The sequence below is a fragment of the Paraburkholderia sp. UCT70 genome, from assembly GCF_050434085.1.
Taxonomy (GTDB): domain Bacteria; phylum Pseudomonadota; class Gammaproteobacteria; order Burkholderiales; family Burkholderiaceae; genus Paraburkholderia; species Paraburkholderia tuberum.
Genome location: NZ_JBNPVZ010000004.1, coordinates 2,711,557 through 2,728,558, shown reverse-complemented (window position 1 = coordinate 2,728,558; position 17,002 = coordinate 2,711,557). Strand labels below are relative to the sequence as shown.

Here is a 17,002-nt window from a genome sequence, read left to right as displayed (position 1 = left end):
TTACGCTTCTTCCGCGACCTGCTGACGCGCGGCCAGCCGGTTTTCGAGGTAGTGGATGCTGGTGCCGCCTTCGACGAACTTCGCGTCGAGCATCAGCTCACGGTGCAGCGGGATGTTGGTCTGAATACCTTCGACCACCATTTCCGACAGCGCGATGCGCATCCGCATGATCGCCTGTTCGCGCGTGGCGCCGTAAGCGATCAGCTTGCCGATCATCGAATCGTAGTTCGGCGGCACGAAATAACCATTGTAGGCGTGCGAATCGACGCGGATGCCGGGACCGCCCGGCATATGCCACGAGGTCAGGCGTCCCGGTGACGGCGTGAACTTGAACGGATCTTCGGCGTTGATCCGGCATTCGATCGCATGGCCGCGGAACTGGATGTCGCGCTGACGGAACGTGAGCTTCTCGCCGGCCGCGATGCGGATCTGTTCCTGCACGATGTCGACACCGGTGATCAGTTCGGTCACCGGATGCTCGACCTGTACGCGCGTGTTCATCTCGATGAAGTAGAACTCGCCGTTTTCATACAGGAACTCGAAGGTGCCCGCGCCGAGATAGCCCATCTTCTTGCACGCGTCCGCGCAACGATCGCCGATACGGTCGATCAGGCGACGCGCGATACCCGGCGCCGGCGCTTCCTCGATCACCTTCTGGTGACGGCGTTGCATCGAGCAGTCGCGCTCGCCGAGCCACACGGCGTTCTTGAACGAGTCGGCCAGCACCTGGATTTCGATGTGCCGCGGGTTCTCGAGGAATTTCTCCATGTAGACCTGCGGGTTGCCGAACGCGCGGCCGGCTTCCTCGCGGGTCATGATGACTGCGTTGACGAGCGCCGCTTCCGTGTGGACTACGCGCATGCCGCGGCCGCCGCCACCGCCAGCCGCCTTGATGATGACCGGATAGCCGATCTGGCGGGCGATCTTCACGATCTCCTTCGGATCGTCCGGCAGCGCGCCTTCCGAACCCGGCACGCAAGGCACGCCGGTCTTGATCATGGTCTGTTTCGCCGTGACCTTGTCGCCCATCATGCGGATCGTTTCCGGACGCGGACCAATGAAGGTGAAGCCGGACTGCTCGACGCGCTCGGCGAAGTCGGCGTTCTCCGACAGGAAGCCGTAGCCGGGGTGGATCGCTTCGGCGTCGGTGACTTCGGCCGCGCTGATCAGCGCGGGCATGTTCAGATAGCTCAGATTCGACGGTGCCGGGCCGATGCAGACCGCCTCGTCGGCGAGCTTCACGTACTTCGCTTCCTTGTCGGCTTCCGAATAGACGACGACCGTCTTGACGCCGAGCTCGCGGCAGGCGCGCTGGATGCGAAGCGCGATCTCGCCACGATTGGCAATGAGGATTTTTTCAAACATAGCGGGTTTTCGACTCATCAATGGGCGCCGGGGTCGGTCAGGACGCCGGCTGCCGCAGAGGATCGGTCGCGCGCCTGGGATGAGCGGCGCGCGGGCGGCGGATAGTGCGTGCCGCGTTAGCCGACCACGAACAGCGGTTGGCCGTACTCGACCGCCTGGCCGTTTTCGACGAGGATTTCCTTGACCACGCCGGACTTGTCCGACTCGATCTCGTTGAGCAGCTTCATCGCTTCGATGATGCAGATGGTCTGGCCTTCCTTGACCGTGTCGCCGACCTGCACGAACGGATCGGCGCCCGGCGACGGCGCGCGGTAGAACGTGCCGACCATCGGCGAGGTGACGACGTGACCCTGCGGCGCGGCGGCGGCCGGCGTGGCTGGAGCGCCCGCGGGGGCTGCCGGCGCTTCGACAGCGCCGAACGGTGCCGGTTGTGCGAATTGCGGTACGGCGTATGGGGCGGACGGTTGGACGTAAACCGGCGGCGCATTCTTGACGATGCGGACCTTGCCTTCGCCCTCGGTCACTTCGAGTTCGGAAATACCGGACTCCGAGACGAGGTCGATCAGAGTTTTGAGTTTACGTAGATCCATCAGGGTGCCCCTTTCAATGCGTAGTGTGCCGGCATGTGCAAGTCGCAGTAGCCGGCTCAAATTGGACGTGTTTGGATTCAGCCGCGCGACGACCCGGCCGCGAGCCGGTCGAGCGCGAATTCGAGCGCGTACAGATACCCCTTCCAGCCGAGGCCGCAAATGACGCCCTCAGCCTGGTCGGAGAAATACGAGTGATGCCGGAACGGTTCGCGGCGATGCACGTTCGACAGATGAATCTCGACGAACGGGATGCCGACCCCCGCCAGTGCGTCGCGAATGGCCACGCTTGTGTGCGTGTACGCGGCGGGATTGATCAGGATGAAATCAGTTTGCTCGGTGCGGGCCGCCTGAATACGGTCGACCAGCGCGCCTTCGTGATTGCTCTGAAACGACGCGAGTTCAACGCCTGCGTCGGCTGCCCGGTCCGCCAGCGCCTGATCGATCTGCGGCAGGGTCACGCGACCGTAGACCTCGGGTTCCCGGCTGCCGAGAAGATTGAGGTTGGGTCCGTGCAGTACCAGCAGTCGCGTCATGGTCGCTTCTTTTTCCGTGGAATTGCGCGCACTTTAGCGCTGATTAGAGAAACTTGTCTAGTTTCGCGCGCGTACGCGGCGATGGCCGGCGCGGGCCGCGGCGCAGCCTTGGGTCCAACTTCACTCAAATTCGGGAATTATCCGTGTATTTTTGCTCGTTCTGCACGGAATCGCATGCCAAAAAGCGTAGCGTGGGAAATCGGGAAATTTACAGCGCGTCGAGCGTCTGGCGCAGCGCCGTTGGGTCGATCTGGCCCAATTTTGTGGAGCGGATGTTGCCTTTTGCGTCGATCACGACGGTAAACGGCAAACCTCCCGCATTGTTGCCGAACGCGCGCGCGAGGTCGGCGCCACCGAAGCCGGTCACGTAGATGGGGTACGCGACCTTGACCTTCTGCAGGAAGGTCTGGATGTTCTTTTCCGAGTCGACGCCGAGGCCGACGAACTGGATGCCTTTCTTCGCGTACTCGCGCTGGATCTGCGACAGCGCCGGCATTTCCTCGACGCACGGAGCGCACCACGACGCCCAGAAGTTGACGACGATCGGGTGGCCCTTGAGCAGGCTCAGCGACTGCGGTTTGCCGTCGACGTTCGTGACCGGCGCGGTCCACAGTTGCTGCACGGGACTCGCAGAGGTGGCAGGCTGCGCCCCGGCCTGCGCCGCGTACGCGACGTCGGCACCGCGATCGAGCCAGTGATTGGCCAGCACGCCGCCGCCCGCGGCAATCAGCGCGACGACCGCGCCCGCCAGCATACGTCTCGTGTTCATCGTGCTCCGTTCTGTCTGATCAATTGGTGAAGGACGGCACTTCGTCGCCGTCGAGCAGCGCCTGCACCGCCGGCAAATTGGCCCGCGCCGTGCGGCCGCGCGCGTCGGCGCGTACCGCGCCACGCAGGTCGTCGGTTTCGTACAGCGCGACGTGGATGCCGACCGGCTCGGCGTTGCGCTCGCCCGCGGGGCGCCACAGAAAGCTCAGCGTCTCCACGTAGCCGCGGCCGGCGAAGTGGCGCGTTTCCGACACGTCGTACTGGATGTTTGCATTGAGCATGTAGATCGCGACTTCCTTCGGGTTGTCGCAAAACACCTGCAGATGCACATCCGAATGCTCGCCGGCCGTACCGCCGAGCACCGCGCCCGTCAGATACGGATTGAACGGCGCGAACCGCTCCATCCAGTCGACCGCGATCATGCGCAGGCGCCGCAGCAGCGCCGGCTGGCTGTCGCTCTGGAACAGCGACTGATATTCGCGGATTTCTTCTTCGATCTGATCGTTGTCCGGCAGCCATTCGCCGGCAACACGAGTCTCGCCGACGACCTGCCGGGCCGCCTTGCGCTTCGCGCTGGCGTAATCCAGGCCGTCTTCGGCAATCAGGCGTGCCGCCGCGATTGCGATTTCCTCGCGCACGCGCTGCGGATCGAAATGTGATTTGCGGACCATCCTTGCATGATACTCGATCGAGCCTGCGACGCGGTTCGGCGGCCCGCACCGGGCGGCGCCGGGCGTGGCCGGCAGGGGGCAGCGCGCGTCGCGTCGGTTACAATAGGCGTCCTTTGCAGACGGTCGTTCCGACCGTCCTGTGGCTCTCTCATCCCTCGCAAGAAACGCCCCCGCGGCACGACAGGCTTATGCATATCCACATCCTCGGCATCTGCGGCACCTTCATGGGCGGTCTCGCGGTGCTCGCGCGCAATGCGGGCCACACCGTGACCGGCTGCGACGCCGGCGTCTATCCGCCGATGAGCACGCAGCTCGAGGCGCAAGGCATCGGTCTGATCGAGGGTTATGACGCGGACCAACTGAACGGCCTGAATGCGGATCTGTTCGTGATCGGCAACGTGGTCACGCGCGGCAACCCGCTGATGGAAGCGATTCTGGACCGCGGCCTGCCGTACGTGTCCGGTCCGCAGTGGCTCGGCGAGCACGTGCTGAACGGCAAATGGGTGCTGGCCGTGGCCGGCACGCACGGCAAGACCACCACGAGCTCGATGCTGACCTGGCTGCTCGAAGACGCGGGCCTGAACCCCGGCTTCCTGATCGGCGGTGTGCCGCTCAATTTCGGCGTGTCGGCGCGGCTCACCGATTCGAGCTTCTTCGTGATCGAAGCCGACGAATACGACACCGCATTCTTCGACAAACGCTCGAAGTTCGTCCATTACCGCCCGAAAACGGCGGTGCTGAACAATCTCGAATTCGATCACGCCGACATCTTCCCTGATCTCGCCGCGATCGAAACGCAGTTCCATCATCTGATCCGCACGGTGCCGCGCTTGGGCCGCGTCGTCACGAACGGCCGCGAGGACGCGCTCGAGCGCGTACTGACGCGCGGCTGCTGGAGCGAGGTCGAGCGCTTCGGCGTCCAGGGTGGCTGGGAGATCCAGGCGGCGGAGCAGGGCGTGCCCGTCGACGAACGCTTCGCCGTCTATCACAACGGCGAGCGCGTCGGCGTGGTCGACTGGCAGGTGCAGGGCGAGCATAACCGCATGAACGCGCTCGCCGCGATCGCCGCCGCGCGCCATGTCGGCGTGCCGCCCGCGCAGGCCGCGAAGTCGCTGTCCGGCTTTCGCAACGTGAAGCGCCGCATGGAAGTGCGTGGCAGCGTCGAGGGTGTGACCGTGTACGACGACTTCGCGCATCACCCCACCGCGATCGAGACGACGGTGGCCGGCCTGCGCGCGCGGGTCGGCCGCGACAACACGCGAATCCTTGCGGTGCTGGAACCGCGCTCGAACACGATGAAGCTCGGCGTGATGAAAGCGCAACTGCCGGCGAGCCTCGCCGACGCCGATCTCGTGTTCGGTTACGGCGCGCCGGGCGGGCGCGACGCGCTCGGCTGGAACCTCGGCGAAGCGCTCGCGCCGCTCGACGGCAAGGCGCAGGCGTTCGACAACCTCGACGCGCTCGTGAAGGCGGTGGTCCACGCGGCGCGCCCCGGCGACCAGATTCTGGTGATGAGCAACGGCGGCTTCGGCGGCGTGCATCAGAAGCTGCTCGACGGTCTTTCGACGCGAGGCGCGTCGTGATTCTGTATCTGCACGGTTTCCGTTCGTCGCCGAATTCGTTCAAGGCGCGCCTGCTCGCGGCGCGTCTCGCCGAACTGGGTCGCGCCGGCGAGTGGTGCTGCCCGATGCTGCCGGTGTCGCCGTTCGAAACCGTGGCGCTCGCCGAATCGCTGGTGGCCGAGGCACGCGCGAAGGGCGATGCGCGGCAGGTGACCGTGATCGGCAGTTCGCTCGGCGGCTACTTCGCCACCCATCTGGCCGAGAAACACGGCTGGCCGGCCGTGCTGTTGAACCCGGCGGTCGTGCCGCAGCGCGACCTGAGCGCCTATCTCGGCGAGCAGCCGTTGTGGCACGGTGGCGGCAGCATCGTCGTCGAGCCGCATCATCTGGATGAATTGCGCGCGCTCGGCGTGGCGTCGATCACGCGGCCCGAACGCTATTATTTGATGGCAGCCACCGGCGACGAAGTGCTCGACTACCGCGAAATGCTCGCGCACTATCCGGGCGCGCGCACCACGCTGATCGAGGGCAGCGACCACGCGATCAGCGAGTTCGCGCAGTATCTCGACGACGTGCTGGGCTTTTGCGACGCCGAACACGTCGAGCCGCCGGCGCCGCGCGCGGCGGCCTGACGGCACGCAAAGAGCGGCGGCATCGAACCCTGCAAGGACGTCAGTCAGAAAGACACACCGACCGCCACCGCTGGTCGCAAGATTCAACCCGCTGGCACGCGCAGTGCGCGCCGCGGATTCACTATCACGAACAGGTTGCCGTGCTGCGCATGCAGTGATCGATCGCCACAGGGCGTCGGGCGCGACGGCAGATGCAAGTCAGAACGAGAGTATTGAGTGAACGTTTTCTTCGAGGAATCGGGCAGTTTCAAGGCCGGCAGCGTGCTGTCGCGCCAGGGCGACGCGTTTCAGGTCGAGTTGCCGGGCGGGCGGCGCGCGAAGGTGCGCGCGAAGGATGTGCTGATCGAGTTCGAGAAGCCCACCGCGGCCGAACTGATGCAGCAGGCCGACGCGTTGGCGCAAGAGATCGATCTGGACTTCCTGTGGGAATGCGCGCCGGACGATGAATTCCCGTTCGCGACGCTGGGCGCCGAGTACTTCGGCGCGAGCTTCGGCGCGATCGAGCGCGCGGCGCTGGTGCTGCGCATGCACGGCTCGCCGGTGTACTTCCGCCGCAAGGGCCGCGGCATGTACCAGCGCGCGCCGCAGGAGCAATTGAAGATGGCGCTCGCGGGCCTCGAGCGCAAGCGTCAGCAGGCGCTCGTGCAGGCGCAGTACGAGGAAGAGCTGAAGGCAGGCCGTCTGCCTGAAGCGTTCGCGGGCGGCAAGGGGCTCGCGCTCCTGACGAAGCCCGACAAGAACACGATCGAGTACAAGGCGCTCGAGGGCGCCGCGGCCGCGCGCGGCATCTCGCAGGCGCGGCTGATGCTCGAATGCGGCGCGATCGCGTCGCCGCGCGCGCTGCACGAAGCGAAGTTCCTGTCCGAGTTCTTCCCGCACGGCACCGGCTTCCCGTCCGTCGCGGCCGCGAACGTGCCCGACGATCTGCCGCAGGCGGACGTCGAAGCGTTCTCGATCGACGACATCACCACGACCGAAATCGACGACGCGTTCTCGGTCGAGCATCTGGCCGACGGCCGTGTGCGCATCGGCGTGCACATCGCCGCGCCGGCGCTCGGCATCCAGCGTGGCGACGAAGTCGATGCGATTGCGCGCGCGCGTCTGTCGACGGTCTACATGCCCGGCGACAAGATCACGATGCTGCCCGACAGCGTCGTCGACACCTTCACGCTTGCCGAGGGTGGGTATCGGCCGGCGCTGTCGCTGTACGTGATCGTCAATCGCGAGACGCAGGAGATCGTCGCGAGCGAAACGCGCGCCGAGCGCGTGTTCGTGAAGAACAATCTGCGCCACAACACGCTCGACGAAATCGTCAACGAGAAGGCGCTCGCCGAGGGCACCGGCGAGTATCCGCACAAGGACGATATCGCCGTGCTGTGGCCGTTCGCGCAAGCGCTGTTCGAAAAGCGCCAGACCGCGCGCGCCGGCTACGGCCTGCGCCGCGAAGTGCAGCGCAATACCGACTTCAATTTCTACGTCGACGGCGAGCACATCACGATTACGCCGCGCCGGCGCGGCTCGCCGCTCGACACGATCGTCGCCGAGCTGGCGATTCTCGCGAACTCGTCGTGGGGCGGGTTCCTGCACGATCACGGCGTGCCGGGCATCTATCGCACGCAGCGCGCGTTCGGCGTGCCGAGCGGCCCGAAGCGCACGCGCATGCAGACCAACGCCGCGCCGCACGAAGGGCTCGGCGTCACGCAGTACGCGTGGAGCACGTCGCCGCTGCGCCGCTACGTCGACCTCGTGAATCAGTGGCAGCTGATCGCGTGCGTGCAGCATGGCGTGACCGCCAAGCTCGCCGCGCCGTTCAAGCCGAAGGACGCCGATCTGTTCGCGGTCGTGCAAGGCTTCGACGACACCTACACCGCGTACGCCGACTATCAACGTCGCATGGAGTACTTCTGGTGTCTGCGCTGGCTCACGCAGGAAAACCGCAAGCAGGTGGTCGCGTCGGTCGTGAAGGGCGATCTCGTGCGTCTCGAGGAAATTCCGCTGCTGCTGCACGTGCCGGGCCTCGGCGTGCATGCGCGCGGCACGCGTTTGCAGATGGAAGTCATGTCGATCGATGAACTGACGATCGAAGCGTCGGTGCGTCTGTTGCACGTGCTCGATGCACCGACCGTGACGAGCGGCGCCGAAGCCGAAGAAGGCGAGGACGAGGGCGAGGAAGAGTTGCTCGACGCAACCGATGACAGCGCCGAAAGCGAAGCGGAGGCCGAGGCGGAAGCCGAAGCCGACGGCGGCAATCCCAACGACAACCCCAGCGCAGACGAATCGGCGGCGACCGGCGACGGCAACGACGCCGCGAATAACGCCGACAACGATCATCACATCACGGAGCCGGGACGATGAGCGGCAACCCAACGCGCGAGCGCTACGCGGTCATCGGCAACCCCGTCGGGCATAGCAAGTCGCCGTTCATCCACGGCCGCTTCGCCGCGCAAACCGGCGAGCCGGTCGAGTACGGTCATCTGCTCGCGCCGGTCGACGCGTTCGTGCCGCACGTGCGCGCGTTCATCGAAGCGGGCGGACGCGGCCTGAACGTGACGGTGCCGTTCAAGCTCGACGCGCATGCATTCGCGAACACGCTGTCGCCGCGCGCGGCGGCGGCCGGCGCGGTGAACACGCTGCGGGTCGACGCCGACGGCATCTACGGCGACAACACTGATGGCTTCGGCCTCGTGCGCGACATCGAGGTGAATCTCGGCGTGTCGCTGAAGGGCGCGCGCATCCTGCTGCTCGGCGCGGGCGGGGCCGCGCGCGGTGTCGTGCTGCCAATGCTCGAGCGCGCACCGCATACGCTGACGATCGTCAATCGCACGGCGCAGAAGGCCGAAGCGCTGGTCGACCAGTTCGCACAGGCTGCCAGCGGCGCGCACTGCCGTCTGACCGGCGGCAGCGCCCGCGCGATCGAAGCGGGCCAGTACGACGTGATCGTCAACGCGACCGCGGGCAGCCTCGATGCGTCGCTGCCCGAGTGCGACGATCGCGCGTTCGGCAACGGCACGCTCGCCTACGACATGATGTACGGCGCGCATCCGACCATCTTCATGCAGCACGCGGCGAAACTCGGCGCGCGCGGCGCCGACGGACTCGGCATGCTGGTCGAGCAGGCCGCCGAATCGTTCCATGTGTGGCGCGGCGTGCGTCCGGACAGTGCGCCGGTGCTCGCCGAATTGCGCGCGTTGCTGACGGCGCCGTCGCCCGCGTAACGTCGGCGCGCGGATAGCACGCACCATGACAGCGACGCGGCGCGCCAGCGGTTCGCGCGGCCAGTCCGGCCCGCTGCGCTGGCTCGCCTGGTTGACCGCGGTCGTGGCTATCGCCTGGCTCGCGACGCAGGCGTACTACTTCGCGCAGATCGCAATCTGGAACGTCGTCAATCCGCGCTCGACCGCGTTCATGCGCTCGGACGCATGGCGTCTGTCGCAGGACCGGCCGGATCTGTCGGTGCAGCGAACGTGGGTGCCGTACGATCAGATTTCGCGCAACCTGAAGCGCGCGATCATCGCGTCCGAAGACGCGAACTTCGTCAACAACAAAGGCTACGAAACCGACGCGATCCTGCAGGCGTGGGAGCGCAACAAGGCGCAGGGCCGGATCGTGCGCGGCGGCTCGACGATCTCGCAGCAGCTTGCGCGCAACCTGTTTCTGTCGCGCGAGAAAAGCTATATCCGCAAGGGCCAGGAGCTGATCATCACGTGGATGCTCGAAACGCTGATGGACAAGCAGCGCATCTTCGAGATCTATCTGAACTCGATCGAATGGGGCAACGGCGTGTACGGCGCCGAGGCGGCCGCGCAGTACTACTTCAAGACCTCGGCGAGCAAGCTCACGGCCGCGCAGTCGGCGCGGCTCGCGGTGATGCTGCCACGCCCCAGGTATTTCGATGAACACAGGAATTCGGCGTATCTCACGCAACGCGCGCGCGTGATTGCGCGGCGGATGGGCGCGGCTGAATTGCCGGATTGAAAGAGCCCTCGATCTCGTTGTCCTGCTTCGAAGCCCGCCTCGCGCGGGCTTTTTTGCGTCAGCAGACCGCGACCGCGACAGTTCGCTACACACACTCGATCGCCCACTAAAATCTCACTATATGGACTCAACATTCACATATTGGTGATTCTCAAAAGTCGCCCTACAATCCAAGCCAACATGCATCGCGAGTCGGCGCCCCAGCGCGCCGAAGCAGCGAACAGCGACAGAAAAAACGGAGACGAGACCGACCATGTCTGGCAGCCAACCACAGCAGCCGCGCGAGCGCGGCGCCGCACCCGTTCCCGCCCTGTTCTCCGGCCCCGCGCGCTAAGCGCAGAAACCATCCGAAGGCGAATCGCCATGAACAAAGCGATGCCCACTCCCGCCGCCAGCGCGGCCGAGGCCGCGCAGGGCTCGAACGGCGGGCCGAACAGCGCCGCGAATCCCGTGGTGAATTCCGCGCCGCGCGATGCTTCAGCCGTCACCGCCAATGTCGCCGCCAGTGCGTCCGCTACCGCGAGGGCGTCGCGCCCGGTGGCGCGCGCGGCGACCGTCGACGGTCTCGGGCTGCCGGTCACGCTGCTGGAAATCACGCCGCAGCAGGCCGGCACGCAGACACTGTTGCGCGGCCTTGCGATTCTCGAGGCCGCAGCCGCCGGCGTGCGCGACCTGCGCAGCTTCGGCGCCGCGCTCGGCACGACCCGCAGCACCACGCACCGGCTCGTCAGCAGCCTCGTGCAGGCGCGCTATCTGCGCCAGGTGCAGGGCGGCTATCTGCTCGGGCCGAAGCTGATCGAGCTCGGCACGATCGCGCTCGAACAGATGCCGCTGACGGCCGTCGCGCGTCCGCACCTCGAGTCGCTGGCCGAGCAGACGCTCGACACGATCCACCTCGGCGTGCGCGACGGCGACGACGTGCTGTACATCGACAAGATCCCCGGCACGCGCGGCCTCGAAATGCGCTCGCGCGTCGGCCATCGGATGCCGCTCGCGTCGACCGGCATCGGCAAGGCGATGATGCTCGACCTCGCGCCGGACGCATGGCAGTCGCTGTTCGACGCGTCGCGCCGCGCGCTCGCAGGCGTCAGCTTCAAGCCGGACAACCGCCCCGATGCGCCGACCTTCCTGCAGCGCATGACGAACTACGCGGCCGGCGGCTACACGTTCGATCTCGAAGAGAACGAAGCGGCGATCCGTTGCGTCGCGGCGCCGGTGCGCGATGCGTCGGGCGCGATCGTCGCGGCGTTGTCGGTGGCCAGCACGATTCCCTATATGCCGCTCGAACGGATGGACGAACTGATTCCGGTCGTGCAGCGCGAGGCGCGCGCGATTTCGGAAGAACTCGGTTGGCGCGCACCGCGACCGGCCACGCGCAGGATCAAGCGATGAAACAAGCGGGCACCGCCACGCTGGCGAACCACCGGGCGGCCGCCGCGCCCGACACGGGCGTGAGGCCGGACGCGACAGCCGCCGCCGATACCGCCGCCGTCGATTTCACGCACGCCGCGCTGATCGCGCTCGACTGGGGCACGACGTCGCTGCGCGCCTATCTGTTCGACGCGCACGGTCGCGTGCTGGCGACGCGCGCATCGACGGCCGGCATCATGAATCTGCCGCGTAGCGCAGCCGAGGGCGGCTTCGACGCCGCGTTCGACGACGCCTGCGGCGCATGGCTCGAGCATGCGCGCGGCGTGCCGGTGATCGCGGCGGGGATGGTCGGCAGCGCGCAGGGCTGGCTCGAAGCGCCGTATGTCGAGACACCCGCGAACGCCGATGCGTTGGTGGCCGGTATCGTCCGCGTGCAGACCGCGCGCGGCGCGACACTGCATATCGTGCCGGGCGTGCTGCAACGCGGTGAATTGCCGAACGTGATGCGCGGCGAGGAGACGCAAATTTTCGGCGCGCTCAGCGCGGACGCGGACGGGTCGCACGACGCGAACCCGGTCGACAGCAACGCCCGCTCGCTGATCGGCCTGCCCGGCACGCACGCGAAATGGGCGGTCGTGCAGGCGGAGCGCATCGAGCGTTTTTATACGTTCATGACCGGCGAGGTGTTCGCCGCGCTGCGCGAGCACACGATTCTCGGCCGCACGATGGTCACGCCCGATCGCCCGGATACCGAAGCATTTCTGCGCGGCGTGAACATCGCGCGCGAGAAGGGCCAGGCAGGCGTGCTCGCGACCGTGTTCAGCACGCGCACGCTCGGCTTGACCGGCGCGCTGTCGAGCGAGGCACAGCCGGACTATCTGTCGGGCCTGCTGATCGGGCACGAACTCGCCGGCCTCGAAGCGGTACTCGCGCAGCAAGGCAACTCGCTCGCGCAGCAGAGTCTGCGGCTGATCGGCAACGACGCGCTGTGCGAGCGCTACCGCCTCGCGCTCGCGCAATTCGGCTGTCTGCGCGCGGAGCCGGTCAGGCATGCAACCGAACGCGGCCTGTGGCGCGTCGCCGTCGAAGCGGGGCTCGTCCGGCCGTCCGCCCAGGCGGCGCGCGTAGGCTGACCGGCGGCAGGGCCCTTTACGACGCTCACGAAACAAGGAACCGACATGCAACCACACATCAATCTGCCCGCACCGTACATGCCGCACGCGGGTCTGATCGCCGCGTTCGAAGCCTGTCCGCTGATCGCGATCCTGCGCGGCGTCACGCCCGCCGACGCGGCCGATCACGGTCAGGCCCTGTACGAAGCCGGTTTTCGCATCGTCGAAGTACCGCTCAATTCGCCGCAGCCGTTCGACAGCATCTCGGCGATCCGCAAGGTGCTGCCGGCCGACGCGATCGTCGGCGCGGGCACGGTGCTGCATCCGCTGTTCGTGGACGACGTGAAGGCCGCGGGCGGCGAACTCATCGTGATGCCGCACAGCGATCCGGAAGTCGTGATCGCCGTGAAGGCGCGGGGCCTCGCCTGCGCGCCCGGCGTCGCGACGCCGACCGAGGCGTTCATCGCGCTGAAGAACGGCGCGGACGTGCTGAAGATGTTCCCCGCCGAGCAACTCGGCTGCCAGGTCGTCAAGGCATGGCGCGCGGTGATCGCCGCGCAGGTGCCGCTCGTGCCGGTCGGCGGCGTCACGCCCGACAACATGGGGCCGTTCCTGAGCGCCGGCGCGAACGGTTTCGGCCTCGGCTCGGCGCTGTACAAGCCGGGCCAGAGCGCGGCGGTGACCGCGTCGCATGCGAAGGCGTTCATCAACGGTTTGCGGATCGCCCGCGCGGGCGCGAAGAAATGAACCGGCTCGCCGGCAAAGCCGCTCTCGTGACGGGCGCTGGGCGCGGCATAGGCGCGGCGATCGCGCTGGCGTTCGCGCGCGAGGGCGCGGCGGTCGTGCTGGCGGAACTCGACCTCGACCTGGCGCAGCGTACGGCCGCGCAGATCGAGGCAGACGTTGGCACCGGCGCCGGCGCGCGCGTGCTCGCGGTGCAGACCGACGTGACGCAACCCGCCTCGGTGCAGCGTGCGGTCGGCGAAGGCGAACGCGCGTTCGGCGCGCTCGACATCCTCGTCAACAACGCGGGCATCAACGTTTTCTGCGATCCGCTGACGATGACCGACGCCGACTGGCGGCGCTGCTTCGCGGTCGATCTCGACGGCGTGTGGAACGGCTGTCGCGCGGTGCTGCCGGGCATGGTCGAGCGTGGCGCGGGCAGCATCGTGAACATCGCGTCGACGCACGCCTTCAAGATCATTCCGGGCTGCTTTCCGTACCCGGTCGCGAAGCACGGCGTGATTGGCCTCACGCGCGCGCTCGGCATCGAGTACGCGCCGCGCAACGTGCGCGTGAACGCGATCGCGCCGGGCTACATCGAAACGCAGCTGACGCACGACTGGTGGAACGAGCAGTCCGATCCGGCCGCCGCGCAGCAGGTGACACTCGATCTGCAGCCGATGAAGCGCATCGGCCGTCCGGAGGAGGTGGCGATGACCGCGGTGTTCCTCGCGTCGGACGAAGCGCCGTTCATCAACGCGAGCTGCATTACCGTCGATGGCGGACGCTCGGTGCTTTACCACGACTGAATTTGCGTCCGCCAAAAGACGCACAGAACACCGGACGACGCGCTGGCCGCGTGTGTCAGACCGGTACAAGAAGACGCGGCCGATTACCTTCTCGTTATCAATTAGTCAGGAGACACGCATTATGAAACGCAGAATTTTCCTCACGCTGGCAGCGGCGGCGGCGGGTGTGCTGCTCAACGCACCGGTCGTACAGGCCGCCGATTCGGTCAAGATCGGCTTCCTCGTGAAGCAGCCGGAAGAGCCGTGGTTCCAGGACGAATGGAAGTTCGCCGAGATGGCCGCCAAGCAGAAGGGCTTCACGCTCGTGAAGATCGGCGCGCCGTCGGGCGAGAAGGTGATGAGCGCAATCGATAACCTCGCCGCGCAGAAGGCACAGGGCTTCGTGATCTGCACGCCCGACGTCAAGCTCGGGCCGGGCATCGTCGCGAAGGCGAAGGCGGACGGCCTGAAGATGATGACGGTCGACGACCGCCTCGTCGACGGCGCGGGCAAGCCGATCGAAGCGGTGCCGCACATGGGCATCTCGGCGTATAACATCGGCAAGCAGGTCGGCGACGGCATCGCGGCTGAAATCAAGAAGCGCGGCTGGGACATGAAGGACGTCGGCGCGATCGACGTGACCTACGAGCAGTTGCCGACCGCGCATGACCGCACCACCGGCGCGACCGACGCGCTGGTCGCAGCGGGCTTCCCGAAAGCGAACATCATCACCGCGCCGCAGGCGAAGACCGACACGGAAAACGCCTTCAACGCCGCCAACATCGCGCTGACGAAGAACCCGCAGTTCAAGCACTGGGTCGCTTACGCGCTGAACGACGAAGGCGTGCTCGGCGCGGTGCGCGCGGCGGAAGGCCGTGGCTTCAAGGCCGACAACATGATCGGCATCGGCATCGGCGGTTCGGAGTCCGCGATGAACGAGTTCAAGAAGCCGCAGCCGACGGGCTTCTACGGCACCGTGATCATCAGCCCGAAACGCCACGGCGAAGAAACGTCGGAACTGATGTACGCGTGGATCACGCAGGGCAAGGAACCGCCGCTGCTGACGCTGACGACCGGCATGCTGGCGACGCGCGACAACGTCGGCGAAGTGCGCGAGAAGATGGGCCTCGCGTCGAAGTAATCGCAAGACTTGCGGTGGTATGAAGTAGACCGCCGGCGCATCGCTTTCCCTGCCTATCGCAGGAGACGGCGCGCCGGCGGCGAGAGAAGATCTGCGGTAGACAGACGGACCGCCCGCGATACGCGTACGGTCAACATGAAGCAAAGGAGGCGAAGTGTCAGCGACGCTACGTTTTGACAATATCGGCAAGGTTTTTCCAGGCGTGCGTGCGCTCGACGGTGTGTCCTTCGACGTCAACGTCGGCCAGGTGCACGGCCTGATGGGCGAAAACGGCGCGGGAAAATCGACGCTGCTGAAAATTCTCGGCGGCGAGTATCAGCCCGATTCGGGCCACATGATGATCGACGGCAAAGAGGTGCGCTTTCCGAGCGCGGCCGCGTCGATCAATGCCGGCATCGCGGTGATTCACCAGGAACTGCAGTACGTGCCCGACCTCACGGTCGCGGAAAATCTGCTGCTCGGCCAGCTGCCCAATGCGCTCGGCTGGGTCAACAAGCGCGAGGCGAAGCGCTTCGTGCGCGAGCGGCTCGAAGCGATGGGCGTCGCGCTCGATCCGAACGCGAAGCTGCGCAAGCTGTCGATCGCGCAGCGGCAGATGGTCGAAATCTGCAAGGCGCTGATGCGCAACGCGCGCGTGATCGCGCTCGACGAGCCGACCAGCTCGCTGTCGCACCGCGAGACCGAGGTGCTGTTCAAGCTGGTGCGCGATTTGCGCGCCGACAACCGCGCGATGATCTACATCTCGCATCGGATGGACGAGATCTACGAGCTGTGCGACGCGTGCACGATCTTCCGCGACGGCCGCAAGGTCGCGTCGCATCCCACGCTGGAAGGCGTGTCGCGCGACACGATCGTCAGCGAGATGGTCGGGCGCGAAATTTCGGACATCTATAGCTATTCGGCGCGGCCGCTCGGCGAAGTGCGTTTCGCGGCGAAGGCGATCGAAGGTCATCCGCTCGCGCAGCCGGCGAGCTTCGAGGTGCGGCGCGGCGAGATCGTCGGCTTCTTCGGACTCGTCGGCGCGGGCCGCAGCGAACTGATGCATCTGGTGTACGGCGCCGAGCATCGCAAGGGCGGCGAACTCATACTCGACGGCAAGCCGATCAAGGTGCGCAGCGCGGGCGAGGCCATTAAGCACGGCATCGTGCTGTGCCCCGAGGATCGCAAGGAAGAGGGCATCGTCGCGATGGCGAGCGTCGCGGAGAACATCAACATCAGCTGCCGCCGTCACTATCTGCGCGCGGGCGTGTTTCTCGATCGCAAGAAGGAGGCGCAGACGGCCGACCGTTTCATCAAGCTGCTGAAAATCAAGACGCCGCATCGGCGGCAGAAGATCCGCTTCCTGTCGGGCGGCAACCAGCAGAAGGCGATTCTGTCGCGCTGGCTCGCCGAGCCCGATCTGAAAGTCGTGATTCTCGACGAACCGACACGCGGCATCGACGTCGGCGCGAAACACGAGATCTATAACGTGATCTATCAGCTCGCGGAGCGCGGCTGCGCGATCGTGATGATTTCGTCGGAATTGCCAGAAGTGCTCGGCGTGTCCGACCGGATCGTCGTGATGCGCCAGGGCCGCATTTCCGGCGAGCTCGCGCGCAAGGACGCGACCGAGCAGTCGGTGCTGAGCCTCGCGCTGCCGCAAAGCTCGACCGCGCTGCCTGATAACGCAAACCCGAACGCAAATGGGAATGCCAACGCCGCCGACCAGAGCGCGTCGCGCGCGGCCTGAACCTTATCCGGACGTGAGTCCGCAACCCGTGGGGAACGGGGA

Annotated in this window: 16 protein-coding genes; 11 read left to right on the top strand and 5 right to left on the bottom strand. The window is 66.4% G+C overall.

What is annotated here, in order from left to right:
• The 5 genes from accC to OKW41_RS38245 all read right to left on the bottom strand — a co-directional run bounded on the left by accC (position 1) and on the right by OKW41_RS38245 (position 3,927).
• Positions 1–1,365, bottom strand: coding sequence for an acetyl-CoA carboxylase biotin carboxylase subunit (gene accC / locus OKW41_RS38265; RefSeq protein WP_184006568.1), 1,365 nt, complete (start codon positions 1,363–1,365; stop codon positions 1–3).
• A 116-nt stretch (positions 1,366–1,481) separates the two neighbouring features.
• Positions 1,482–1,955 carry an acetyl-CoA carboxylase biotin carboxyl carrier protein gene (accB, locus tag OKW41_RS38260; protein ID WP_429451773.1) on the bottom strand — a complete coding sequence of 158 codons (474 nt, stop codon included), beginning with the start codon at positions 1,953–1,955 and terminating at the stop codon, positions 1,482–1,484.
• 77 nt (positions 1,956–2,032) lie between these two features.
• Positions 2,033–2,488 (bottom strand): type II 3-dehydroquinate dehydratase, encoded by a 456-nt coding sequence (gene aroQ, locus OKW41_RS38255; protein ID WP_090801901.1) that lies wholly within the window; start codon positions 2,486–2,488, stop codon positions 2,033–2,035.
• 208 nt (positions 2,489–2,696) lie between these two features.
• On the bottom strand, positions 2,697–3,257 hold the full coding sequence (locus OKW41_RS38250; protein WP_429451771.1) for a TlpA family protein disulfide reductase: 561 nt from the start codon (positions 3,255–3,257) through the stop codon (positions 2,697–2,699).
• Between the two features lie 19 nt (positions 3,258–3,276).
• Positions 3,277–3,927 (bottom strand): UDP-N-acetylmuramate--alanine ligase, encoded by a 651-nt coding sequence (locus OKW41_RS38245; RefSeq protein ID WP_429575740.1) that lies wholly within the window; start codon positions 3,925–3,927, stop codon positions 3,277–3,279.
• Between the two features lie 188 nt (positions 3,928–4,115).
• Here OKW41_RS38245 and mpl point away from each other — a divergent pair, with 188 nt between their 5' ends.
• The 11 genes from mpl to araG all read left to right on the top strand — a co-directional run bounded on the left by mpl (position 4,116) and on the right by araG (position 16,960).
• Positions 4,116–5,510 (top strand): UDP-N-acetylmuramate:L-alanyl-gamma-D-glutamyl-meso-diaminopimelate ligase, encoded by a 1,395-nt coding sequence (mpl, locus tag OKW41_RS38240; RefSeq protein ID WP_429575739.1) that lies wholly within the window; start codon positions 4,116–4,118, stop codon positions 5,508–5,510.
• Positions 5,507–6,121 carry a YqiA/YcfP family alpha/beta fold hydrolase gene (locus tag OKW41_RS38235; RefSeq protein ID WP_429451766.1) on the top strand — a complete coding sequence of 205 codons (615 nt, stop codon included), beginning with the start codon at positions 5,507–5,509 and terminating at the stop codon, positions 6,119–6,121. Before mpl ends, OKW41_RS38235 begins: the two co-directional genes overlap by 4 nt.
• A 216-nt stretch (positions 6,122–6,337) precedes the next feature.
• Complete coding sequence (locus OKW41_RS38230; RefSeq protein WP_429575738.1) at positions 6,338–8,476, top strand: ribonuclease catalytic domain-containing protein; 2,139 nt, start codon at positions 6,338–6,340, stop codon at positions 8,474–8,476.
• Positions 8,473–9,336, top strand: coding sequence for a shikimate dehydrogenase (gene aroE, locus OKW41_RS38225; RefSeq protein WP_429451762.1), 864 nt, complete (start codon positions 8,473–8,475; stop codon positions 9,334–9,336). Before OKW41_RS38230 ends, aroE begins: the two co-directional genes overlap by 4 nt.
• Before the next feature lie 25 nt (positions 9,337–9,361).
• A complete protein-coding gene (gene mtgA, locus OKW41_RS38220) occupies positions 9,362–10,096 on the top strand; it encodes a monofunctional biosynthetic peptidoglycan transglycosylase (protein ID WP_429451760.1) in 735 nt (244 codons plus the stop codon).
• Between the two features lie 363 nt (positions 10,097–10,459).
• Complete coding sequence (locus OKW41_RS38215; protein ID WP_429451758.1) at positions 10,460–11,488, top strand: IclR family transcriptional regulator; 1,029 nt, start codon at positions 10,460–10,462, stop codon at positions 11,486–11,488.
• On the top strand, positions 11,485–12,600 hold the full coding sequence (locus OKW41_RS38210; RefSeq protein WP_429575737.1) for a 2-dehydro-3-deoxygalactonokinase: 1,116 nt from the start codon (positions 11,485–11,487) through the stop codon (positions 12,598–12,600). The genes OKW41_RS38215 and OKW41_RS38210 overlap by 4 nt, the downstream gene beginning before the upstream one ends.
• A 45-nt stretch (positions 12,601–12,645) precedes the next feature.
• On the top strand, positions 12,646–13,326 hold the full coding sequence (locus tag OKW41_RS38205) for a 2-dehydro-3-deoxy-6-phosphogalactonate aldolase (RefSeq protein ID WP_429575736.1): 681 nt from the start codon (positions 12,646–12,648) through the stop codon (positions 13,324–13,326).
• Positions 13,323–14,111, top strand: coding sequence for an SDR family oxidoreductase (locus OKW41_RS38200; RefSeq protein ID WP_429575735.1), 789 nt, complete (start codon positions 13,323–13,325; stop codon positions 14,109–14,111). Before OKW41_RS38205 ends, OKW41_RS38200 begins: the two co-directional genes overlap by 4 nt.
• A 121-nt stretch (positions 14,112–14,232) precedes the next feature.
• Positions 14,233–15,231, top strand: a complete 999-nt coding sequence (locus tag OKW41_RS38195; protein WP_429575734.1) for an arabinose ABC transporter substrate-binding protein — start codon at positions 14,233–14,235, stop codon at positions 15,229–15,231.
• A gap of 154 nt (positions 15,232–15,385) precedes the next feature.
• A complete protein-coding gene (gene araG, locus OKW41_RS38190; protein WP_429575733.1) occupies positions 15,386–16,960 on the top strand; it encodes an L-arabinose ABC transporter ATP-binding protein AraG in 1,575 nt (524 codons plus the stop codon).
• Positions 16,961–17,002: the final 42 nt, after the last annotated feature.